This is a genomic window from Tardiphaga sp. 866_E4_N1_4, from assembly GCF_052076075.1.
GTDB classification, from domain to species: Bacteria; Pseudomonadota; Alphaproteobacteria; order Rhizobiales; family Xanthobacteraceae; genus Tardiphaga; species Tardiphaga robiniae.
In genome coordinates, this window is sequence record NZ_CP197242.1 from 3,834,905 (window position 1) to 3,857,017 (window position 22,113).

Consider the following 22,113-nt stretch of genomic DNA (forward strand, 5'->3'; position numbering starts at 1 on the left):
GGTTTCCCCCTCACCCTTCCAGCCGCACGCGTGGATCGATCACGCCGTAGAGAATGTCGATGATCAGATTGATCAGCACATACATGACCGCCATGGTCAGCACGAAGCCCTGCACCGGCGCGAAATCCGACGAGATCAGAGCTTCGACCGCGTAGGAGCCGATGCCCGGCCAGGCGAACACCTTCTCGACCAGCACGTTGGCACCGAGCAGGAACGAAAATGTCATCGACAAGGTGGTGATGACCGGCAGCATCGCATTGCGGAAAGCGTAAGTGACGATCACGGCGCGTGGCGACAGACCGCTGGCGCGCGCCGTGCGGACGAAGTCGGACGACAGGATCGCCAGCATCGAGGCGCGGGTCATGCGCGCGATCGGCGCCAGCGAGAAGATCGCCAAAGTTGCCGTCGGCAGGATCAACTGGTTGAAGGCGGACCTGAAGGCTTCCCAGTCACGGGCGATGAGACTGTCGATCAGATAGAAGCCGGTCACGTTGGGCGGCGTCGACGCGAACACGTCGAGACGTCCGAGCGGAGCCGGCGACCAGCCGAGCCTGAAATAGAAGACATAGACCAGCACCAGACCGGTGAAGAACACCGGCAATGACACACCGGCCGTCGTCGTCACCCGGCAGAGATGATCAATCCACGAGCCCGGCCGCGTGGCCGCGAGAATGCCGAGCGGGATGGCGATCATGACCGAGACCAGCAAACCAAGCAGCGTCAGCTCCGCCGAGGCCGGCAGGCGATTGCGAATTTCAGTCGCTACTGGTTGGCCGGTGGTCAGCGAGTTGCCGAAATCGCCTTTGGCCAGATCGGCGGTGTAGCGGAAGAACTGCTCGATCAGCGGCTTGTCGAGACCGAGCTTCTTGCGGATTTCCTCGATCGCCTGTTTGTCCGCTGACGGTCCTGCGAAATAGGCCGCGGGATCGCCGGGCAGCGCGCGCGTCAACAGGAATGTGACGATGACGACCCCGATCAAGCTCGGGATCGCGAACATCAATCGTTTGCCGATCAGGCTGAGCATGGTGCGTGCCTCGTGTTCATCGACGTAGTTGCAAACAAACTCAAGGCGCCCCCTCCCCCCTTGCGGGGGAGGGTTGGGGAGAGGGGGAGCACCAAGCGCCAGAGTTCGTGGCTCCCCCCTCTCCCGGCGCTTCGCGCCACCTTCCCCCGCAAGGGGGGAGGGGACGATAGAACCGCCCCGTCATCGAACCAGGCGAGCTTCCTCGCACCCATCACATCACGCCTTCACGAGCGCGCGATAGTCGAGTCGACGATGGAACCAGTACTGGTAGCCGGAGATGTTCTTCTGCATCGCCACGTTGACATAGGGCTGATACAGCGGGATCCGCGGCACATCAGTGAAAGCGAGATCGACGAAGCCCTTCACATCGGCATCATAGGCTGCCTTGTCGCCGGTTGCGGCGGCGGTGCGCGCGCCGTTGATGAGCTTGTCCATCTCGGGCGACTTGTAGCTCATGGTGTTAAACACCGAATTGTCGCCGTGATAGCACCAGTAGAAGAAGTATTCGGGGTAATCGAGCCAGCCGGAGAACACGTTGGTGTAGAGCGGCATCTCCTTCTTGTTCAGCTCGGTGCGCCAATTGGCGCCGGGGATCTTGTTGATGGTCGTCTTGATGCCGATCTGGCCGAGGCTTTCCTGCACCAGCACACAGAGCGGCTCGTTGACGACGGCAAAGCCAAGATCGAATGAGATCGTGGTCTCGAAGCCATTGGGATAGCCGGCCTCGGCCAGCAGTGCCTTCGCCTTGGCCATGTCGGTATTGTATCTATGCGGCTGCGGCCACGCGACTTCGGTCGGCTTGTCGGCTGATGCGCCGTACATCGGATTGGCGAGGCCGAACAACACGGCATCGACGATCTTCTGATAGGGCAGCGCATAGGCCACGGCCTGACGCACCTTCGGATTGTCGAAGGGCGGCTTGGTGACGTTCATACCGATATACTGGATGCCGTTGGAGAACGGCAGCGACACGACATTCATCTTGCCGTTGGCCTTGATCTCCTGGAAATCCTTGTAGGGCAGTTCGTAGGACATATCGGCATCGCCGCGCTCAAGCAGCGCACGCCGGTTGCCGGCCTGCGGCACCATGCGCCAGATCACGCGCTTGATCTTCGGCATCGGGCCGGAGACCCAGTCGTCATTGCGCTCGAGGATGACTTCGGTGCCCGCGGTCCACTTGGTCACCTTGTAGGCACCGCCGCCTGCGGTCTGCATCTTGGTATATTCGAGACCCCACGGATCCTTCTCGGTGGCGTTCTTCTTCACCAGCTCGGAATTGATCACGCAGGGGACGATAACAGCGAGATCCGGAATCGTCAGGCGATCCTTGGTGGCGAAATCGACGCGCACGGTATGATCGTCGACGATCACGAACTGCTCGGGCTTTTTCAGCGAGCCGGCACTCATCTGGAAGGTCGGAAAACCGCCGACGCTGACCGAACGATCCAGCGACCACTTGACGTCCTTCGCCGTCACCGGCGTGCCGTCGTGAAACTTGGCGTTCTTGCGCAGCTTGAAGGTCGCCGACATGTCGCCAATGGTCATGTCCTCGGCGAGTTCGGGCTTGAACTTGTCGCGGTCGTAATAGGGCACGCCGCCGGGGCCGGCCTTCATCTCGTGGCCGATCAGGCGGTCGTAGCAATTCCAGGACACTTCATAGCCGGGCACATTGGTGCCGACGCCATGAATGTCGAGATTGTTGGGACCGCTTTCGGAGACGATCAGCAGGGTTTCGGATCGGGCGTCTGCCTTGGCGGACGAAAAGATTGCCGGGCCGGAGACCATGGCGCCGGCCGCGGCGCCTGTGGCGGTTTTCAGAAAATCACGACGCTTCATTCTTGCTCTCCCCAAGGGCGCGAGTGGATCGGCTTGGGAACAGACATCGCAAACTTCGTGCCAGAGCTTAACGAACCCCTAATGCGCGCCTAGGCATCTGATAAACCTTGCATTTCTGCAACGCCTCCGACGGTCAGCATCGCCAGAGACTCAGTCACGTTGCATACAAAGATATTGATATGCATAAAATTTAGACCGCCCCGCGTGCTTGCCCGGTCATTACTCGCCCGATTCCGGCTTGACATAAACGGCTCCCGCCTCCTTATTGCGAATAGTTCGCATTAGCATTCGCATCAGATCAGTAACGTTGGGGAATGGCGTGAGTTTGAGGTTGTGGGCGTCGATCACGGGAGCAGCGTGCCTCTCATCAATCTGGATTGGAGAGGCGAAGGCCCAGGAGGGGCAAACGCTGTCGGAAATCGTGGTCAGTGCCGAGCGGCAGAAGGAAGCAGACGGCTTCCAGTCCACCACTCTGCTCACGGGTGACGCCCTGCAGCGCACGACCTCCGCCTCCATCGCCGACCTGCTGGCCACCCAGCCGGGCGTTGCCGCATCGACCTTTGCGCCGGGCGCGAGCAGGCCGAATATCCGCGGCCTCGACGACTATCGCGTTCGCATTCAGGAGAACGGCATCGGCAGCCAGGACGCCTCGGATTTCAGCCAGGACCATCAGGTCCCGGTGGACCCGCTCTCCGCCGACAAGATCGAGGTGATCCGCGGTCCCGCAACGCTGCGCTATGGCAATCAAGCCATCGGCGGCGTCGTCAACGCCAGCAACAATCGTATTCCGGAAAATCTCGTGCCGGACAATTTCAGCGCGCGCATCAAGGGTGGCGGCTCCTCGGTGGATAGCAGCATCGACGGTGCGGCCAGCATCGATGCGTCAGGCAACAATGTCGCCATTCACGTCGATGCCTTCGGCCGCAGCGCCGGCGATTACAGAATTCCCGGCGGCGGCGTGCAGGCCAATACAAGGCTGCGCTCGGAAGGCCAGTCGGTCGGCGGCTCCTACATCTTCGATGGCGGCTATATCGGCACCGCGATCCAGCACATCACCAGCCTGTATCATATCCCCGGCATCGCCGAATCCGCGTCGCGGACTCGCATCGATCTCGAACAGACCAAGGTGACCAGCAAGGGCGAATGGCGCGCGCCAACCGACGGCATCGCAGCGATCCGCTATACGTTCGGCGTCAGCGACTACAAGCATGGCGAGCTCGGCATCGGCAGCAATGGTGTCGATGGCCTGCAGAACACCATCACCAACAAGGAAATCGAAGGCCGCTTCGAACTGGACCACGCCGCGGTCGCAACACCGCTCGGCGCATTGACCGGAAGCTGGGGCGCACAGGCCAGCAACCGCAAGCTCGGCACTGCAGGCCTGCTCGGCGGGCTGCTCGCTCCCACCAATACGGACACGGTCGCAGGCTTCGTGTTCGAGCAATTGCAGCTCTCGGACACACTCAAATTCCAGGCCGCAGGCCGTATCGAGAGCCTATCAGTCTCCGGCATGGCGCCAATCTTCCCCAGCAATTTCCTGCCACCACCCGACACATTTTCCGAGACCGCAGCGACACGCGATTTCACCCCGAAGAGCTTCAGCTTCGGACTGCTGAAATCACTGCCCTGGGACATGGTTGCCAATCTGAGCGTACAGCGTGCGCAGCGCGCGCCTGCCGCGCCTGAGCTTTATTCGCGCGGCTCTGACGGCGCATCCGGTACCTTCGTCATCGGCAATCCGGATCTGAAAATCGAAACCGCAGAGTCGGTCGAAGTCGGCCTGAAACGCAGCAGCGGCCAGCTTCGCTTCGAGGCGAGTCTCTACTACACGCGCTATCTCGATTTCATCTTCAAGCAGGTGACCGGCAACTTCTGCACCGACACTTTCGCAAGCTGCGGCGCGACCGGCCCACTGCTGCAAGTGGCCTACGGTCAGCGAGATGCGAACTTCCGCGGCGCCGAGTTGATGGCACAACTCGATGTGACGCCGCTCAGCGACGGCATGCTCGGGATCGACACCCAGTTCGACGTGGTCCGCGCGACCTTTGCCGATGGCAGCAATGTTCCGCGCATCGCACCGATGCGTGTCGGCGGCGGCGTCTGGTGGCGCAGCGCTGAATGGTATGCCCGTTTGGGCGTCCTGCATGCATTCACGCAGAATGACATTGCACTCAATGAAACTTCGACGGCCGGCTACAATCTGCTGAAGGCTGAGGTGAGCTATACCCACACATTCGCGAAGGTCGACGGCGGCCTGCGCGACATCACCTTCGGCGTCACCGGAGACAATCTGCTCGACGAACAGGTCCGCAACCACATCTCCTTCAAGAAGGCGGAGGTGTTGCAGCCCGGACGCGGCGTGCGGCTCTTCACGAGTATGAGATTTTGAGCCCAATGACCTTGGAATCGCTCCAGTTTGGGCCTCAACTCGGCCTCCGGAGGGCGACATCGTTCACATGCGAAGGTATTCTTCGCCATCATCTCCCATTGCAAACTTCGACCGACGGAATGCAGCCCCTATGACAAGATCCTGGTCTCCCATCACAACTGTATTGGTGGCGGTTAGCGGAACGGCGGCGCTTCCGCAGCTTGCTGTAGCTGCGACCACGGAAGCGTTGCTGCCGCATAATCTGTCCCCATGGGGCATGTTCATGAACGCCGACATCGTGGTGAAGGCCGTGATGATCGGGCTTGCCATCGCCTCGCTGGTGACCTGGACGGTCTGGCTCGCAAAGACCATCGAACTCAACCGCGAAACACGGTCTGCCAAACGGCGGCTCGATATACTGGAAAGCGACACGACGCTGGCTCAGGTCGAGCGCGACAGCGCCAACGCCCGCGATCCCGTGGCCCAGCTCATTCATTCGGCAGTGCGCGAGACTGCCCTCTCCCATGGACTGTTTGATGACGGCTTCAAGGAGCGCATTGCGCTCCGCCTTGAGCGCGTCGAACAGGCGATGTCGCGCCGGATCTCCCGCGGCATCGGCGTGGTCGCAACGATCGGTGCGACTGCGCCCTTTGTTGGCCTGTTCGGAACCGTCTGGGGCATCATGAACGCCTTCATCGGTATTTCGGAAACCAAGACCACCAACCTCGCCGTCGTCGCGCCGGGCATCGCCGAAGCCTTGCTCGCGACAGCACTCGGTCTTGTCGCAGCCATTCCGGCCGTGGTGATCTATAACCAGCTCGTTCGCAACATCACGACTTACCGTGCGCTGCTCGGCGATGCCTCCGCACAGGTCATGCTGCTGATGAGCCGCGATCACGGCCGTCGCGGAATGCCGATCTCGCGGGCGGCGGAATAGATCATGGCTGCAAGATTAGGTGGACGCTCAGGTGGCGGTGACGACCTCGAAGTCAACCACGAAATCAATGTGACGCCCTTCATCGACGTGATGCTGGTTCTGCTGATCATCTTCATGGTGGCAGCGCCGCTGGCGACGGTCGATCTCGGTGTCGACCTGCCGGCAAGCGCCGTCGAACCACAGCCGCGTCCCGACAAGCCGGTCTTCGTCACCGTCAAACCTGACCTGACTATCGCCGTCGGCGAAGACATCATCCCGCGCGATACGCTGAGCGGCACGCTGGATGCTGCGACCAAGAACAACAAGGACGAGCGCATCTTCCTGCGCGCGGACAAGGTCGTGAGCTATGGCGATCTGATGGAAGTGATGAACCTGCTGCGCAACGCAGGCTACCTCAAAATCGCACTGGTCGGCCTCGACGGACGAACCTCCGCGCCATGAACGTCTTTGCGCTACATGCGCCGACCGACAGCGTCGGTCTTCGCTGGACCGGGTCGGCGATCGCTATCGTCGCGATCCATGCCGGCCTGATCGCCGCAGGCATCTGGTGGTACCATCAACCGAACCCGCCGGGCGTTACGATGCCCACCATCATGATCGACATGGCGCCCGCCACCGCCGCGCCTGAAACGCAGCCGCTGGATATCGCCCCTGGTCCCGAGATGCAGCAAGCGGAAGCGCCGTCCGAGCCGCCGCCCGAGCCCGTTCAGCAGAAGCAGGTGGAAGAACAGATCCCGCCGACGCCGCCGATGGAGAAGCCGGTCGTCGAAGCGCCGCCCGAGCAGAAGACCGAGCCGACGCCTCCCCCGCCCGAGCCCGCCAAGATCATTCCCGATCCGCCAAAACCGGTGCCGGAAAAGCCCAAGCCGAAGCCGATACGCGCCGAGGTCAAGAAGAAGCCCAACGATACGCCAGCAGCGCCGCAGACCACTGCGGCACCGCGCGCAGAACGCATCGCGCCTGCAGCATCAGCGGCCGCCGCCGGTGCCTCGAGGGCAGCGTCAGCGTCTTACAATCAGCTCGTTCAATCACACTTGCAGCGCTTCAAGCAATTTCCCCAGAGTGCACGCACCGGTCAGTCAGGCACAGCAGTCGTCAGGATCGCCTTTACACTCGATCGCAGCGGTCGCGTGCTGTCTTCTCGCCTCCTGGGATCGTCGGGAAATCAAGCGCTCGATGCCGAAACGCTCGCCATGGTTCGTCGCGCGCAGCCATTCCCGGCATTTCCGCCGGAGAAGACCGGTGGTACGGAGGCGTTCAATGTTCCACTGCGATACGACCTTCGTTAGCAACAGCCGAAGATCGTGACGCGCCGCGACCGGGCAGATATCACTGCACCGGATTGGCGCGCTCGAACTGGCGCAGCAGTTTGTTACCGCGCTCTGCTGCAGCGTCGAGGGCCTCCTGCGCAGGCTTCTTGCCGCTGAATGCCTGCTCCAGCTCATCCTCGATGGCGTCACGGATCAGCGTGAACGAACCAAGGCGCAATCCCTTCGAATTTTCCGTCGGTGCTTTGAGCGTGATCTGCTCGATGGATTTCACGGTGCCAGGGTTGCGGTCGTAAAAACCCTGCTGGCGCGTGAGTTCATAAGCGGCGCGCGTGATCGGCAGGTAACCCGTCTTCTGATGCCAGGTCGCCTGCACTTCGGGCTGCGAAAGAAACGCAAAGAACTTCGCGATGCCCTTATATTCTTCGCGCGGTCGATCCCGCAGCACCCAGAGCGTCGCGCCGCCGATGATCGAATTCTGCGGCGCGGCCGTGACATCCGGCCAGTACGGCATCATACCATAGCCGACCTCGAATTTCGCATTGGCGAGAATGTCGGCGCGGGTCCCCGACGAGCCCAGGAAAATGCCGCATTCGCTCTTCTGAAAGCGTGGCTCAGCCGCTGTCGCACGGCCGCTATAGTCGAAGACCTTGGTCTTCTGCCATTCGGCGAGTTGCGTAATATGCCGCACCATCAGCGGATTGTTGAAGGTGAGCACCGCATCCAACCCGCCAAGGCCATTGGACTTGGTCGCCACCGGAATGTTGTGGAATGCCGAGAAGTTCTCGACATTGATCCATGACGGCCAGGCCGTGGTGAAGCCGCAAACCGCACCTGCCGTCCGCAATCGCTTGGCAGCTGCGCCGAGTTCCGGCCATGTCCGCGGCGGCTCGTCCGGATTGAGCCCGGCGGCACGGAACAGATCCTTGTTGTAGTAAAGGATCGGCGTCGACGCATTGAACGGGAAGGACAGCATGTTGCCGGCCATGTCGGTGTAGTAGCCCGTAATGGCTGGCAGATAGGCTGACGGATTGAACGCCTCCGCCTGGTCGCGCATCAGTTCGTAGACGGGATAGGTTGCGCCTTTGGCGGCCATCATGGTGGCCGTCGCGATTTCGTTGACCTGGACGATGGCCGGCTGGCTCCGAGACCGGAAGGCAAAGATCGCCGCCGTGACGGTTTCGGTATAGTTGCCCTTGTAGACCGGAACGATGCGATAGCCCGTCTGCGTGGCGTTGAAATCCGCGGCCAGCTTTTCAACGTGCCGGCCGAGTTCTCCGGACATCGCGTGCCACCACTGAATGTCGGTGGCGCGTGCGGGCGTCGCAGTCTGGCTGACTGTCACCACGAGCGCGAGATATCCGAGCGCCGCCTTCAACTTCATTTTATCCTGCCCTACAACGCCTTTGGCTGCCCGCCTGCTGCGTCATCATTGGGGGCCAAAGCCGCCCAATAAAATAATGATTCCGTTATAGTTTTGATCGAAATTGCCCCGCACGGTGGCGTTCACCGGACACGATCAGCCGCAGCACTCTGTTGCGACTTCGCGGCGTTCGGTTCAATCGGGACTGCGCCAGTTCAACCAGCTGTTGCAGGTTAATAGCCAGCACCGCCTGTATTTGCTACATTGAACTGTCTCGCAACCTCAACGAAACTCTTTCAAACTAGAAAAAACGAATTGCCGGGTTGCGACGCACGGCTGTCTCACCGATTGAACCTTTCGCAAGGCCGAATGACACACCTGTGGTGACGAGCCCGCACAACGGAGTTTCTGAAGGACAGGACGAGTTGGCGGCGCGAGGCCGGACCGGCCTCGTTGCGGCTGTCCGTGCGATTCCGATCCGCTGGCGCATTTTGTCCATCGCAGCCCTGAACTCGGCAGTCGTCCTCGTCCTGGCGGGATTGATCTGGAGTGGCTCGCGGGTGTTGTCCTCCGCCTGGGACGACGTGCGCCAGGTCCGGCAGTCCGATCAGGTTCTGGCCCTGCTTGAGAGCGAGACCGGCCGGCTGCAGAACCTGATCCATCGCTATATCAATCAGCCCAGCCCCGAACTGTTCGCCGAAATCCTGCTGCTGCGCGAGGCTGTGCTTGGGACACTGAATACCCGTGCCTCGACCGACCCCATGCTGTCAGGCTCGGTCGCCGAGCTGGAGCGTGTCACCGAGCGCTTCCTTAGCGGCTTCGGTGAATTACGGACGCTTCAGACAACCATTGCCAAGACCTATGAGGAACAGGTGCTCGGGCCTGCCAAGGACATGGCGGGACTGTATTCCATCATCGAGGGCGCCACCGGCCAGCGCGACGCGCTGATCTGGCCGGCACTCGGCAAGTCGCGTGAGGCATTCACCGCGATGCTGGTCGCCGCCAACGCCTATTATCTGTCGCTGGCATCCGCCTCGGCCGAAGATGCACGCCGCAACACCGAGACGATCGAGCGTACTATCCCGGTCATGACCGACCTCGCCGACAATGATCTGCAGCGTATTGCGCTGCAGCGGCTCAAGGGACGCTCAGTTGCCCTCCGCCAGGGGCTCGCAAAACTGTCCGAACAACTCTCCAGCCGCACGGACCTGCTGCGCAATTCGATCGATGCCAGCCAGGCCGACACGATTGCTGCGATCGATGGCCTGTCCGTCAAGATGCGCCAGCGCGAGCAGTCCGCGCAGGCCACTTTCGACCGCACGCTGACGGCAATCTCCCGCAATGTCATGGTCATCGCCACGGGCTTTCTTGGGCTGATCATCACCGCAGGCATCATCATCGCGCTGAGCATCCGCCTGCCGCTGCAGCAGATCATGGCCTCGATGCGCGCAATCACCTCCGGCGACTATGATCGCAAGGTTCAGGGCACCGCTGCCAAGGACGAGGTTGGCGCCATGGCCCGCGCGGTCGAAGTGTTCCGTGAGAACGCCGTCGCCAAGCGCGAAGCCGAGAACGAGCTGCGCGCGTCGAAGGAGAAGGCCGAGAGTGCCTTGCTCGAACTAAATGCCGCACAGCAGAATTTGATCGACGCCGAACGGCTGGCCGCACTTGGCGGTCTGGTCGCCGGCGTGGCCCACGAGGTCAATAATCCGATCGGCATCAGCCTCACCGTGGCATCGAGCTTCGCCCGGCGCTCGGAAATGTTCGAGGCCGAGCTGCGCTCCAATGCCCCGCTACGGCGCTCGCAACTGGAAGAATTCGTCAAGACGTCACGCGATGCGGCGCAGCAACTGGTCGCCAACCTGCATCGCGCCGGCGAGCTTATTCAGTCCTTCAAACAGGTCGCCGTTGATCGTTCCCATGCCGAACGGCGGCAATTCAGCCTCTCCGAGGCTACCGATCAGATCATCGCCAGTCTGCGCCCTGTCCTGAAGAAGGCTCCGATCACGCTGACAGTCGACGTGCCGGACGGGCTGATGATCGATGGCTATCCCGGTTCCTACGGCCAGATCCTGACCAATCTGTTCCTGAATGCAGCCAATCACGCATTTCCGGACGGCAAGCCGGGCGCCATCGCTATCACCGCCAAGCCGCGCGGCACCGACGATATCGAGATCAGCTTCTCCGACAACGGCGCGGGCATGAGCCCGGACGTCCAGCGGCAGGCTTTCGACCCGTTTTTCACCACGCGCCGCAACGAAGGCGGCACCGGCCTCGGCCTCCACATCGTGTACAATCTGGTGACCCAGCAGCTGGGTGGCCGGATGATGCTGGAGTCAAGATTGGGACAAGGCACAACATTTCGCATTATCATGCCGCGGGCCGCCACTGGCGCCGCCGGATCATTTGACGGGACTACGCAATGGCCGACCAGGACGATGTCCTCTACCTGATTGAAGACTCCGGTGATGTCCCGGAAGAATCCAATAACCGAAAATGGAAAATCGCGGTCATCGACGATGACCAGGCCGTGCATGAAGGCACGCGCTTCGCGCTGAGCGACTACACCCTGAACGGCCAGTCGCTGGAAATCCTGTCGGCCTATTCCGCTGCCGAAGGCCAGGCCCTGATGCGCGAGCATACGGATATCGCGGCCGTGCTGCTCGACGTCATCATGGAGACCGACGCGGCCGGCCTCGAACTGGTCGAGTTCATCCGCAACGAACTGCACAACGAAACCGTCCGCATCATCCTGCGCACCGGCCAACCCGGCCAGGCGCCGGAGCGCCGCGTCATCGTCGACTACGACATCAACGATTACAAGGCGAAGACCGAACTGACCGCCGACAAGCTGTTCACCTCGCTGACGGCCGCACTGCGCAGCTATCAGCAACTCGAACGCATGGTGCAGACACGGCGCGGCCTCGAAATCATCATCGACGCCGCCTCGACCCTCTATGATTTCAAGTCGATGCAGCGGCTTGCCGAAGGCGTGCTGACGCAGATCGCCTCGCTGCTGAATGTGGATTGCGCCGGCATTCTGGTACTGCGCGATGGCGGCGTTGTCGGCGACGACTATGCTGTCCTCGCCGGATCAGGCTGCTACAGCCGCTTCATGGGTACCGCCACCGCGCAGTCGCTCGACCCGGACCTGCGCCAGATGGTCGAAGAGGCCTTCAAGCGCCGCAAGCATGATTTCGCCGACCATCGGACGGCGCTCTATATCCGCACCGGCAGCGGCCGCGAGGTTGTCGTGCTGCTGCAGGCGGAGCGGCAATTGTCGGAGACAGACCGCTCGCTGGTGGAGATCTTCGGCAGCCGACTGTCGATCGCCTTCGACAACGTGATCCTCTACCAGCAACTGCACGAGGCCAATACGCAGTTGGAGGACCGCGTGGCGCAACGCACCCGCGCCCTCATGCAGGCCAATCGCCGGCTTTCCGCGCAGTGGCTGCGGCTGCAGCGCGCCAACGGCTTCAAGAACGAGATTCTGGGCACCGTCGCCCATGACCTGAAGAATCCGCTCGGCGTGATCCTCGGCCGCACCGAGATGCTGACCGAGCTGATATCCGCGGGATCGCCGAAGGAAAACATCGCCGCGCAGGTCGATCACATCCGTGACGCCACCAAGCGACTGACCTCGATGGTCGATCACCTGATCTCCGACGCCATGGCGGACGCCTTCGATATCACCATCCGCCGCGAGCCGGTCGATCTGGCGACGCTGGTCCGGGACGTCGCGGAAGCGAACCGGCCGTCTGCGGTGAACAAGCAGCAGGATCTCTCCGTCTCCGCGCCGGCTCACCACGATCTCACCATGTGCGACGCCGACCGGATGCGCGAAGCCATCGACAACCTCGTCAGCAACGCCATCAAATACAGCCCGATCGGCGGCAAGATCGCGCTACTGATCATGGGCGACGCCGATTATGTCCGCATCAGCATCAGCGACGAAGGTCCCGGCCTGTCGCCGGAGGATCTCGACCGCCTGTTTGGCCGTTTCCAGAGGCTGTCAGCCAAGCCGACCGGCGGCGAAAGCTCGACCGGCCTCGGCCTGTCGATCGTCAAACGCATCATCGACATGCATGGCGGCGAGGTGAACGCACATAGTCCCGGCCCAGGCCAGGGCGCCACCTTCACCATCCTGCTGCCAGCCACCAGTGAGGGCCTGTCATGAGCCAGAGCCCGCATATCGTTATCGTCGACGACGAAGCGCCCGCCCGTGAGATGGTGGGCGACTATCTCAAGATGCACGGCTTTGCCGTAACCCTGTGCGACGGCGGCAAGAGCCTGCGCAGCGAGATCGAGACCAAGGTGCCGGATCTCGTGGTGCTCGACCTCAACATGCCCGAGGAAGACGGGCTCTCGATCATCCGTGACCTCAAAAGCCGCATCAATGTGCCGGTGATCATGCTCACCGCCACCGCGAGCCCGATCGACCGTGTCGTCGGCCTCGAACTCGGCGCCGACGATTACATCGCCAAGCCCTGCGAACTCCGCGAATTGATGGCGCGCATCCGCTCGGTCTTGCGCCGAAGCACGCCGGTGAAGGGGGCAGCAGCAGATGCAACGCCTGCCAAGGAGAACAAGGACCATCTCGTGCGCTTCGGCACGAAGTGGCTCGATCTGGAAGCGCAGGCCTTGCGTGACGACGAAGGCAACGAACATCCGCTGACGGCCTCTGAATTCGGCCTGCTCAAGGTATTCGCCGCGAATCCGAAGCGCGTACTCTCTCGCGAACGCCTGCTCGAACTGGCCAATGCCCGCGATGCAGAGGCTTTCGACCGGGCGGTTGACCTACGGATCATGCGAATCCGCCGCAAGATCGAGCCCGATCCGACGAAACCCGCCGTGATCCGTACAATTCGCGGCGGGGGCTATTTGTTCTCCCCGGTGGGCGACAAGGCCTGAGCACCCCTTTTGGAATCTATCTCATTCAATTTACACGCATTTCACCTCTGAATGTTTCGTCGATAACCCTGCGACGAAACAATTCTCCGGTTCCATGAAACCATTTTCCGCTTTTGAAGCAGACGCCCTGAAACCGGGGCTCCTTAACAATCCTCCCAACGAAGCCGCAACGCGGTCTCTTACGGGAGTTAGTCATGCAGAACGTCATCGCCCTCAATGCCGCCGGTCAGCAGGGTATCATTACGGCCCGCGCCACCTCGGACGAGATGCTGCTGGAGAATATCGCCAGCGGCGACCGCACAGCGATGCACACGCTTTATGCCCGGCACAATGTGCGGGTCTATCGCTTCGTTCTCCGCATGCTGCGTGACACGTCGGCGGCTGAAGATCTGGTCAGCCAGGTGTTCCTCGATGTGTGGCGGACCGCCAGCCAGTTCGAAGGCCGCTCGCAGGTCTCCACATGGCTGTTGTCGATCGCACGCTTCAAGGCACTGACCGCGCTACGCCAGCGTAAATATGAAGACATCGACCAGGACGATGTCATGGAAATCGCCGACCAGGCCGATACACCTGAGGCATCGCTCGATCGCAGCCGCACCAGCGCCATCCTCCGGGCCTGCGTCGCCAAGCTGTCGCCGGCGCATCGCGAGATCGTCAACCTCGTCTACTATCATGAGAAGTCAGTGGAAGAGGTCGCCGGCCTGATCGGCATCCCCGCGTCGACGGTGAAGACCCGCATGTTCTACGCCCGCAAGCAGCTCGCCGATCTCCTGAAGACCGCCGGCATCGACAGTATCGCAGCGTAATCTGCCGCGTTCCTTTTGCTCCAACGTTACAGACGTCAGTTCGCGTAAACCTCCCCACCTCCAGCGACCCGGACGGGATGCCCCCTTCCGGGTCGTATTCTGTTTGGAGCTAGGGCTTTGTCATCGTCGGCGGACGCACGAACTTCCGCATCGACCTGCGCAATACATCTGACAAAATTGGACAAATTGTCTACGAGTCCGATGGCGAACGCCAATGTGGGCAGATGGACAGCCTTTTCAAGACGTTGCCGAATCCGGGCGGCCAACTAACAAAGACCTCGCGCAGTTTCGCCCGCGCGCTCTGCATGATAGAACACGCCCAGACTACACATGGACGGATGCAGATGTTCGAAGGCTTTGACCCTGTCATACTAGCCCGAGCGCAATTTGCGTTCACGATGTCATTTCACATCATCTTTCCCGCGTTCTCCATCGGGCTAGCGAGCTATCTCGCCGTGCTCGAAGCGCTCTGGTTGTGGACCGGGCGCGACGTCTTCCTCAACCTGTTCAACTACTGGCTCAAGATCTTCGCCGTTGCCTTCGGCATGGGCGTGGTCTCCGGCATCGTGATGTCCTACCAGTTCGGCACCAACTGGTCGGCCTTCTCCGACAAAGCGGGACCGATCATCGGCCCGCTGATGGCCTATGAAGTCCTCACCGCCTTCTTTCTCGAAGCAGGTTTTCTCGGCGTCATGCTGTTCGGACTCAAGCGCGTCGGTCCAAGGCTGCATTTCTTCGCCACGCTGATGGTTGCGATTGGAACGTTGTTTTCGGCGTTCTGGATTCTCTCGGCGAATTCCTGGATGCAGACGCCGGCCGGCTACAGCATCAATGCTGCTGGCCAGTTCGTTGCAGCCGACTGGTGGAAGGTGATTTTCAATCCGTCTTTCCCGTATCGTCTCGTGCATATGGTGCTGGCGGCCTATCTCACCACGGCTTTCGTGGTGGGCGCGGTCGGCGCTTGGCATCTTCTCAAGGATACGCGCCTGCCGGGGCCGCGCGTGATGTTCTCCATGGCGATGTGGATGGCCACGTTGGTCGCGCCGCTGCAGATCCTCGCCGGCGATCAGCACGGCCTCAACACGCTCGAGCATCAGCCGACCAAGATCATGGCCATGGAAGGCCATTTCGAGAGCCATCCCCATGGCGCGCCGCTGATCCTGTTCGGCATCCCGAGCCAGGCCGAAGGCAAAGTGAACTACGCCATCGAGATCCCCAAGCTCGGATCGCTGATCCTGAAGCACGACCTCAATGCGCCGATGGCCGGGCTCGATACTGTTCCGCGCGAAAACTGGCCGCCGGTGCCGGTGACGTTCTGGTCGTTCCGCATCATGGTCGGCATCGGCTTTCTGATGCTGGGGCTGGGACTGCTGAGCCTCTTCATGCGCTTCCGCGGCAAGTTCTATGAGTCGCGTTTGCTTCACAGCTTTGCGCTGGCGATGGGACCGGCCGGATTCATCGCCGTGCTGGCCGGCTGGGTCACCACCGAAACCGGGCGGCAACCGTTTACGGTGTTCGGCCTGCTGCGGACCAGCGATTCGGTCTCGCCGCTGGCGGCGCCAGCCGTTGCGTCGTCGCTGATCGCCTTCGCCATCGTCTATTTCCTGGTCTTCGCCGCCGGCACGATCTATCTGCTCCGGCTCATGGCCGCGCCGCCCCATCATGATGAGCAAGGCCCGGCCGGCGACGTCCCGAGTCGTGCGGCGGGCATTACCCCGGCTGTGGGTGCAACCGCATCGGGGCACGCGTCATGATCGATATCGCGGTCGTCTGGGCCTTCATCATCGCCTTTGCCGTGTTCGTCTATGTCGTGATGGACGGCTTCGATCTCGGCCTCGGCATGCTGTTCCCACTCTTCCCGAAGAAGGAAGACCGTGACGTCATGATGAACTCGGTCGCTCCGGTCTGGGACGGCAACGAGACCTGGCTGGTGCTCGGCGGCGGCGGGCTGATGGCGGCGTTTCCGCTGGCCTATGCGGTGCTGATGCCGGCGCTCTATACGCCGATGATCGTGATGCTGCTGGGGCTGGTGTTTCGCGGCGTCGCCTTCGAATTCCGCTGGCGCACCACGCGCGAGCGCAATCTGTGGGACATCGCCTTTGCCGGCGGCTCGCTGATGGCCACGCTGGCGCAGGGCGTGGCGCTCGGCGCGATCCTGCAAGGCATCGTCGTCAATGGTCGCCACTATGGCGGCGGCTGGTGGGACTGGCTGACACCGTTCAGCGTCCTGACCGGACTCGCACTGATGGCCGGCTACGGCCTGCTCGGCGCAACCTGGCTGGTGTTGAAGACCGAAGGCACATTGCGCGATCAGGCCTATCGTCTGAGTTGGTGGCTGCTATTCGCCATGCTCGCCGCCATCGGTCTCGTCAGCATCGCGACGCCATTTCTGGATGCCGAATATGCAAGGCGCTGGTTCGCCTGGCCCAACATCATCCTGACGGCGCCGGTGCCGATTGCGGTTGCTGCCATCACAGCGCTCTTGATGCGAAGCCTTGCGGCCAAACAGGATTACCGGCCGTTCTTCCTGTCACTGGCGCTGTTCGCATTGTCCTATGCCGGATTGGGCATCAGCATGTGGCCCTATATCGTGCCGCGCAGCATCACCATCTGGCAGGCCGCGTCGCCCGACAATAGCCTGCATTTCATGAGTTACGGCGTCGCCGTGCTGGTTCCCATCATTCTCGGTTACACCGCCTGGGCCTATTACGTGTTTCGCGGCAAGGTTCGCGCCGGCGCGGGCTATCACTGATGACACCTGCATCGCAGCAAAAACCCGGCTCTTTGGGCAAGCGCCCGCTGATGCAGCGCCTGTTGTGGTTTGTTGCGCTGTGGCTGGGCGGCGTCGCCAGTGTGACCCTCGTCAGCTACGTGCTGCGACTGTGGATCGCACCGAAATAGACGCGGTGACCTTTAATCAAATCGTCACCCGCGGACGGCAAATATGCCGGCGACTCACGACGTCCGCGCGCGGACCGTCGCCATGCCCGCTGATTTCATGGTTCCCGTGATTTGGCTGGGATGATACAGAATATCGGACGCGAAACCGGAGATGCCTGCGATGATCAACATCCGCCGCCTGCTTGGCTTTCAGCTCGTCGCCGCAGCCAGCCTGATGTTGTCGATCACGCAAGGCCTCGCCCAGCAACCGCGCCCGGATGTCGGCGACGAGCCCGGGCTGATTGCCGACGACTCCGTTCAGCTTGAACCGGAATTCCAGAAGCAGATGGTGCTGTACCGCACCACCGAGGCACCGGGCACCATCATCATCGCGACCTCAGAGCGCCACCTCTATGTGGTGCAAGGCAATGGTCGCGCGTTGCGATATGGCATCGGCGTCGGCCGCGACGGCTTCCAGTGGCAGGGCCTCTTGAAAATCTCGCGTAAGGCGGAATGGCCGGACTGGACGCCGCCGCCGGAAATGATCGCGCGTCAGCCCTATCTGCCGCGCTTTATGGCAGGCGGCCCCGGCAATCCGCTCGGCGCCCGCGCGCTCTATCTCGGCGCCACCGTCTATCGCATCCACGGCACCAACCGGCCCGACACCATCGGCACCGCCGTATCGTCCGGCTGCTTCCGGCTGGTCAATGCGGATGTCGCCGACCTCTATGAGAGGATTCCGGTGGGCACCAAGGTCATCGTGCGGCAGAAGCCTGAAATCTGATCTGCGCCTCGCCGTGCAGCTCTTCGATCCATTTTTTCTCTGACATATCTCTTTCTCTGACGACGGGGCGGACTTCGCATGGGGATGAAGCGGACTTTCACGACCGGGCTGGCCATCGGCCTGGTGGTTGCCACTGCAGTGGCTGCGGCTGCGATCACCTATGAGCGCTACGACACCAAGACGCTGAAGCGCACCGTCAAACGTGATGCTGTACTCTGCGGCGTCAATACCGGCCTGCCCGGCTTCTCGTCCCCGGATGCGCAGGGCACCTGGACCGGCTTCGACGTCGACTTCTGCCGCGCCGTTGCCGCCGCGATCTTCAACGATCCGAAGAAGGTGACCTTCGTTCCGCTCGACGCGTCGGACCGCTTCAAGGAGCTGCAGAGCCGCAAGGTCGATATCCTGTCGCGCAATTCCACCTGGAGCATGTCGCGCGAAACCAATTACGATCTCTATTTCCCGGCCGTCTCCTATTATGACGGCCAGGGCTTCATGGTGCCGAAGTCTCGCAAGATCGATTCCGCATTGGAACTCGATGGCAGCAAGGTCTGCGTCCAGGACGGCACCACGACGGTGCTGAACCTCGCGGACTACTTCCGCAGCAACAACATCAAATATACCGAAGTGAAGTTTCCAAAGCTGGACGAAGTCCTGAAGGCCTATAATTCCGGCCAGTGCGACACCTTCACGGCGGATGCCTCGCAGCTCTATGCGCTGCGCCTGACCATGAGCAAGCCCGACGATCACTTGATCCTGCCCGACGTCATCTCCAAGGAGCCGCTGGCCCCCGTGGTGCGCCAGCGTGACGACGACTGGATGATGATCGTGAAGTGGACGCTCTACGCCATGATCAATGCCGAGGAGCTTGGCATCACCTCGAAGAACATCGACGAAGCCCTGAAGTCCAAGAAGCCCGACGTGATGCGTCTGGTCGGCACCGAAGGCGCTTATGGCGAAGACCTCAGCCTCTCCAAGGACTGGGCTGCCCGCATCATCCGCCATGTCGGCAATTACGGCGAAGTCTATGACCGCAATATCGGCGAAGGCTCGAAGCTGAAGATTCCGCGCGGGTTGAACCAGATCTGGAGCGCCGGCGGCATTCAGTACGCCCCGCCGATCAGGTAGGTACTTAACCTCTCCCCGCATCTTGCGCGGGGAGAGGTCGACCCGGCAGAGCACAGCGACGCCGGGGCGGGTGAGGGGCATGGCACAGGGCCAGCGCCAATCTCACACTCTCTAAGCAAAGAATTCCACGGGAAGCTTCGGCGCCCATCATCGGAGCGATCCGATGAACTGCCGATGAGGCGCGCGCCTGCCATGCCCCTCACCCGCCGCGAAGACGCGGCGACCTCTCCCCGCAAAGCGCGGGGAGAGGTTAAGAGCGCCCGCCTCAATAATTCTTCAGCCGCGCCAGCTGGTCCGCGTGATAATTGCTGTCCCCCAGCAATTCCTGGCAGACCCGCGCGCGCTTCATGAAGAAGCCGATGTCGAACTGATCGGTCATGCCCATGCCGCCATGCATCTGCACGCCTTCCTGCACAGCCAGCGTCGCTGTGGTGCCGGCCTTGGCCTTGGCGACGGCAATAGCGGCCGGCGCCGTCGGCGCGCCGTCGTCGATCAGCTGTAGCGCCTTCAGCACGGCCGCGCGCGTGACCTCGATCTCGGTATAGAGATGCGCGGCGCGATGCTGCAGCGCCTGGAATTCACCGATCAGCTTGCCGAACTGCTTGCGCTCCTTGAGATAGGTCACGGTGCGGCCGAACACTTCGTCTGACAGGCCGACCATTTCGGCAGCAACGGCACCGCGGCCGATATTCAGCACGCTGTCCAGCAATGCGCCGCCCTGATCGACATCGCCGAGCACGCTGTCGGCCGTGACCTCGACATTCTCGAACGTGATCCGCGCTGCATTGTGCGAATCCACCATCGCGGTGCGCTCGAGCGCGATGCCCTTGGCCTTCGGATCGACCAGAAACAGCGTGAGGCCGTCCCGCTCACCCGGCGCACCTGCACTGCGCGCTGCGACGATCAGGAGATCGGCGGTGTGACCATCCACGACGAAGGCCTTCGCGCCATTCAGCTTGAAGCCATTGCCGGAGCGTGCGGCCTTCATCGCCGTCTGCAGCGGGCGATGCTTCGCGCCTTCATCGATGGCCAGTGCCGCCAGCAGCGTGCCACTGGCGATCTTCGACAGATATTCCGACTTCTGCGCGTCGCTGCCCCGATTCAGCGCCGAGACGCCCAGCACAGCCGTGGAGAAGAATGGCGACGGCATCAGTGTGCGGCCGATCTCTTCCATCACGACGCCGGCTTCGACGGCGCCGAGCCCGCTGCCGCCGAACGCTTCCGGCACCAGCAATCCGGCAAATCCCATCTCGGAAAACGCGCGCCAATAGTCGCGCGAGAACCCGGTCGCATCCTTGCTATCGCGGAGCTGCCGGAAATGGCTGACCGGCGCCTTGTCGCCGATAAAGCCGCGGGCACTGTCGCGCAGCATGGTTTGTTCTTCGTTGAGGAGGAGAGGCATGGGTGTGATCCAATGATGAGGCGGTCTGGCGACCAAATTGATCCTAGCTCAGTCCTCATGGTGAGGAGGCGCGAAGCGCCGTCTCGAACCATGAGATGGAGTGCACCACCATCCTTCGAGACGCGGCCTTCGGCCACTCCTCAGGATGAGGGCAGAGTGAAATTCACGCCCCCGGCAAATCCAGAATGCGTTTGGCAACGATCCCCAGCATCACCTCGCTGGTGCCGCCTTCGATCGAATTCGCCTTGGTGCGCAGCCACGCCCGCGGACGTGCGCCTTCATGCGAGCGCTGGCTTTCCCATTCCAGTGCATCGATGCCGCCCGATGACATCAGGATTTCATGGCGGCGCTTGTTGAGTTCGGTGCCGTAATATTTCATCGCCGACGAAAACGCCGGATGCGCCTGACCGGCTTTCGCCAGATCGACCGCGTGCTCTGCCGCACAGGCCAATGCGGCCTCATCGACTTCGAAACTTGCGATTTGCCCGCGCAGCATCGCATCGTCGAGGCGGCCCTGTTCGTCCGCCCCGATGGAGTCAGCAGCGACCTGGCCAAGCGGCCGGCCAGCACCGCGCTCGCCCATGCCAGAGATCATCGCACGCTCGTGCTGCAGCAGGTATTTCGCCACGTCCCAGCCGCGATCGACAGTGCCGAGCACATGCGACTTCGGCACGCGGACGCTATCGAAGAAAGTTTCGCAGAAGGGCGACTTGCCAGAGATCAAAAGGATCGGCTTGGTCGAGACACCCTTCGACGCCATGTCGAACAGGATGAAGCTGATGCCGTCATGCTTCTTGCCGGACGCGTCGGTGCGCACCAGGCAGAAGATCCAGTCGGCATAGTTCGCGTAAGACGTCCAGATCTTCTGACCGGTGATGAGATAGTCATCGCCGTCGCTCTCGGCGCGCGTTTGCAACGAGGCCAGATCGGAGCCGGCATTCGGTTCGGAATAGCCCTGGCACCAACGGATCAGGCCTGCGGCGATCTTCGGCAGATGCTCCTGCTTCTGCGCGTCGGTGCCATATTTCAGCAGCGCCGGCCCGAGCATGGAAATGCCGAACGACACCAGCGGCAGACGGGCGGAGATCGCAGCCATTTCCTGGCGCAGGATCTTCGTCTGTTCGCCGTCGAGGCCGCCGCCGCCATATTCCTTTGGCCAATGCGGCACGGTCCAGCCCTTGTCGCGCATCCGTTCGAACCAGAGACGCTGCGGCTCGGATGAGTACTTCGCATTGCGACCGCCCCAGAATGTATCCTCATCCGAACTCATCGGCCTCCGCATCTCCGGCGGGCAATTGGCCTCAAGCCAGGCGCGCGTCTCGCTGCGAAATTGATCGAGATCCGACATCAGCGTTTCCATCCATTTTGTGCGCGGGATGCCGAGCATCCGCAATGTTGTTGGGCGAAGC

The 22,113-nt window shown here is 61.8% G+C and carries 18 protein-coding genes; 13 read left to right on the forward strand and 5 right to left on the reverse strand.

Going from position 1 to position 22,113, the window contains the following annotated elements:
* Positions 1-10: 10 nt before the first annotated feature.
* Positions 11-1,024, reverse strand: coding sequence for an ABC transporter permease (locus AB8B20_RS18675; protein WP_309942071.1), 1,014 nt, complete (start codon positions 1,022-1,024; stop codon positions 11-13).
* A 216-nt stretch (positions 1,025-1,240) separates the two neighbouring features.
* Entirely contained in the window at positions 1,241-2,860 is a 1,620-nt protein-coding gene (locus AB8B20_RS18680; RefSeq protein WP_439074358.1) for an ABC transporter substrate-binding protein, read from the reverse strand.
* A 319-nt stretch (positions 2,861-3,179) separates the two neighbouring features.
* Between AB8B20_RS18680 and AB8B20_RS18685 the strand changes: the two genes are divergently transcribed.
* The 4 genes from AB8B20_RS18685 to AB8B20_RS18700 all read left to right on the forward strand — a co-directional run bounded on the left by AB8B20_RS18685 (position 3,180) and on the right by AB8B20_RS18700 (position 7,454).
* A complete protein-coding gene (locus tag AB8B20_RS18685; RefSeq protein WP_439074357.1) occupies positions 3,180-5,249 on the forward strand; it encodes a TonB-dependent receptor in 2,070 nt (689 codons plus the stop codon).
* A gap of 130 nt (positions 5,250-5,379) precedes the next feature.
* Entirely contained in the window at positions 5,380-6,165 is a 786-nt protein-coding gene (gene exbB / locus AB8B20_RS18690) for a tonB-system energizer ExbB (RefSeq protein WP_439074356.1), read from the forward strand.
* A gap of 3 nt (positions 6,166-6,168) precedes the next feature.
* Positions 6,169-6,606 (forward strand): TonB system transport protein ExbD, encoded by a 438-nt coding sequence (gene exbD, locus AB8B20_RS18695; RefSeq protein ID WP_089263503.1) that lies wholly within the window; start codon positions 6,169-6,171, stop codon positions 6,604-6,606.
* Positions 6,603-7,454 carry an energy transducer TonB family protein gene (locus tag AB8B20_RS18700; protein WP_439074355.1) on the forward strand — a complete coding sequence of 284 codons (852 nt, stop codon included), beginning with the start codon at positions 6,603-6,605 and terminating at the stop codon, positions 7,452-7,454. Before exbD ends, AB8B20_RS18700 begins: the two co-directional genes overlap by 4 nt.
* Positions 7,455-7,494: 40 nt before the next feature.
* On the opposite strand, the gene ugpB is transcribed toward AB8B20_RS18700, so the two are convergent.
* Complete coding sequence (gene ugpB / locus AB8B20_RS18705; protein ID WP_093757612.1) at positions 7,495-8,817, reverse strand: sn-glycerol-3-phosphate ABC transporter substrate-binding protein UgpB; 1,323 nt, start codon at positions 8,815-8,817, stop codon at positions 7,495-7,497.
* Between the two features lie 404 nt (positions 8,818-9,221).
* Here ugpB and AB8B20_RS18710 point away from each other — a divergent pair, with 404 nt between their 5' ends.
* The 9 genes from AB8B20_RS18710 to AB8B20_RS18750 all read left to right on the forward strand — a co-directional run bounded on the left by AB8B20_RS18710 (position 9,222) and on the right by AB8B20_RS18750 (position 19,302).
* Positions 9,222-11,249 carry a sensor histidine kinase gene (locus AB8B20_RS18710; RefSeq protein WP_244558258.1) on the forward strand — a complete coding sequence of 676 codons (2,028 nt, stop codon included), beginning with the start codon at positions 9,222-9,224 and terminating at the stop codon, positions 11,247-11,249.
* A complete protein-coding gene (locus AB8B20_RS18715; protein ID WP_184512338.1) occupies positions 11,219-12,973 on the forward strand; it encodes an ATP-binding response regulator in 1,755 nt (584 codons plus the stop codon). The genes AB8B20_RS18710 and AB8B20_RS18715 overlap by 31 nt, the downstream gene beginning before the upstream one ends.
* Positions 12,970-13,707, forward strand: coding sequence for a response regulator (locus AB8B20_RS18720; RefSeq protein WP_231078808.1), 738 nt, complete (start codon positions 12,970-12,972; stop codon positions 13,705-13,707). Before AB8B20_RS18715 ends, AB8B20_RS18720 begins: the two co-directional genes overlap by 4 nt.
* 194 nt (positions 13,708-13,901) lie before the next feature.
* Complete coding sequence (locus AB8B20_RS18725; RefSeq protein ID WP_093757615.1) at positions 13,902-14,513, forward strand: sigma-70 family RNA polymerase sigma factor; 612 nt, start codon at positions 13,902-13,904, stop codon at positions 14,511-14,513.
* Between the two features lie 344 nt (positions 14,514-14,857).
* On the forward strand, positions 14,858-16,267 hold the full coding sequence (locus AB8B20_RS18730; protein ID WP_439074354.1) for a cytochrome ubiquinol oxidase subunit I: 1,410 nt from the start codon (positions 14,858-14,860) through the stop codon (positions 16,265-16,267).
* A complete protein-coding gene (gene cydB, locus AB8B20_RS18735) occupies positions 16,264-17,265 on the forward strand; it encodes a cytochrome d ubiquinol oxidase subunit II (RefSeq protein ID WP_175369168.1) in 1,002 nt (333 codons plus the stop codon). Before AB8B20_RS18730 ends, cydB begins: the two co-directional genes overlap by 4 nt.
* Complete coding sequence (locus tag AB8B20_RS18740) at positions 17,265-17,414, forward strand: DUF2474 domain-containing protein (protein WP_089263496.1); 150 nt, start codon at positions 17,265-17,267, stop codon at positions 17,412-17,414. The genes cydB and AB8B20_RS18740 overlap by 1 nt, the downstream gene beginning before the upstream one ends.
* Positions 17,415-17,574: 160 nt before the next feature.
* Positions 17,575-18,177 (forward strand): L,D-transpeptidase, encoded by a 603-nt coding sequence (locus tag AB8B20_RS18745; RefSeq protein ID WP_089263709.1) that lies wholly within the window; start codon positions 17,575-17,577, stop codon positions 18,175-18,177.
* 84 nt (positions 18,178-18,261) lie between these two features.
* Positions 18,262-19,302, forward strand: a complete 1,041-nt coding sequence (locus AB8B20_RS18750; protein WP_086936948.1) for an amino acid ABC transporter substrate-binding protein — start codon at positions 18,262-18,264, stop codon at positions 19,300-19,302.
* Positions 19,303-19,567: 265 nt separating this feature from the next.
* Here AB8B20_RS18750 and AB8B20_RS18755 read toward each other — a convergent pair whose 3' ends face one another.
* A complete protein-coding gene (locus AB8B20_RS18755) occupies positions 19,568-20,704 on the reverse strand; it encodes an acyl-CoA dehydrogenase family protein (protein WP_439074353.1) in 1,137 nt (378 codons plus the stop codon).
* Between the two features lie 163 nt (positions 20,705-20,867).
* Positions 20,868-22,052, reverse strand: coding sequence for an acyl-CoA dehydrogenase family protein (locus AB8B20_RS18760; RefSeq protein ID WP_439074352.1), 1,185 nt, complete (start codon positions 22,050-22,052; stop codon positions 20,868-20,870).
* Between the last annotated feature and the right edge of the window lie 61 nt (positions 22,053-22,113).

Excerpts from the sequence above, each read along its gene's own strand:
- AB8B20_RS18675 (WP_309942071.1), bottom strand. The coding sequence starts at position 1,024 with ATGCTCAGCCTGATCGGCAAACGATTGATGTTCGCGATCCCGAGCTTG.
- AB8B20_RS18680 (WP_439074358.1), bottom strand. The coding sequence starts at position 2,860 with ATGAAGCGTCGTGATTTTCTGAAAACCGCCACAGGCGCCGCGGCCGGC.
- exbB (WP_439074356.1), top strand. The coding sequence starts at position 5,380 with ATGACAAGATCCTGGTCTCCCATCACAACTGTATTGGTGGCGGTTAGC.
- exbD (WP_089263503.1), top strand. The coding sequence starts at position 6,169 with ATGGCTGCAAGATTAGGTGGACGCTCAGGTGGCGGTGACGACCTCGAA.
- AB8B20_RS18700 (WP_439074355.1), top strand. The coding sequence starts at position 6,603 with ATGAACGTCTTTGCGCTACATGCGCCGACCGACAGCGTCGGTCTTCGC.
- ugpB (WP_093757612.1), bottom strand. The coding sequence starts at position 8,817 with ATGAAGTTGAAGGCGGCGCTCGGATATCTCGCGCTCGTGGTGACAGTC.
- AB8B20_RS18715 (WP_184512338.1), top strand. The coding sequence starts at position 11,219 with ATGGCCGACCAGGACGATGTCCTCTACCTGATTGAAGACTCCGGTGAT.
- AB8B20_RS18720 (WP_231078808.1), top strand. The coding sequence starts at position 12,970 with ATGAGCCAGAGCCCGCATATCGTTATCGTCGACGACGAAGCGCCCGCC.
- AB8B20_RS18725 (WP_093757615.1), top strand. The coding sequence starts at position 13,902 with ATGCAGAACGTCATCGCCCTCAATGCCGCCGGTCAGCAGGGTATCATT.
- AB8B20_RS18730 (WP_439074354.1), top strand. The coding sequence starts at position 14,858 with ATGTTCGAAGGCTTTGACCCTGTCATACTAGCCCGAGCGCAATTTGCG.
- cydB (WP_175369168.1), top strand. The coding sequence starts at position 16,264 with ATGATCGATATCGCGGTCGTCTGGGCCTTCATCATCGCCTTTGCCGTG.
- AB8B20_RS18740 (WP_089263496.1), top strand. The coding sequence starts at position 17,265 with ATGACACCTGCATCGCAGCAAAAACCCGGCTCTTTGGGCAAGCGCCCG.
- AB8B20_RS18745 (WP_089263709.1), top strand. The coding sequence starts at position 17,575 with ATGATCAACATCCGCCGCCTGCTTGGCTTTCAGCTCGTCGCCGCAGCC.
- AB8B20_RS18750 (WP_086936948.1), top strand. The coding sequence starts at position 18,262 with ATGAAGCGGACTTTCACGACCGGGCTGGCCATCGGCCTGGTGGTTGCC.
- AB8B20_RS18755 (WP_439074353.1), bottom strand. The coding sequence starts at position 20,704 with ATGCCTCTCCTCCTCAACGAAGAACAAACCATGCTGCGCGACAGTGCC.
- AB8B20_RS18760 (WP_439074352.1), bottom strand. The coding sequence starts at position 22,052 with ATGTCGGATCTCGATCAATTTCGCAGCGAGACGCGCGCCTGGCTTGAG.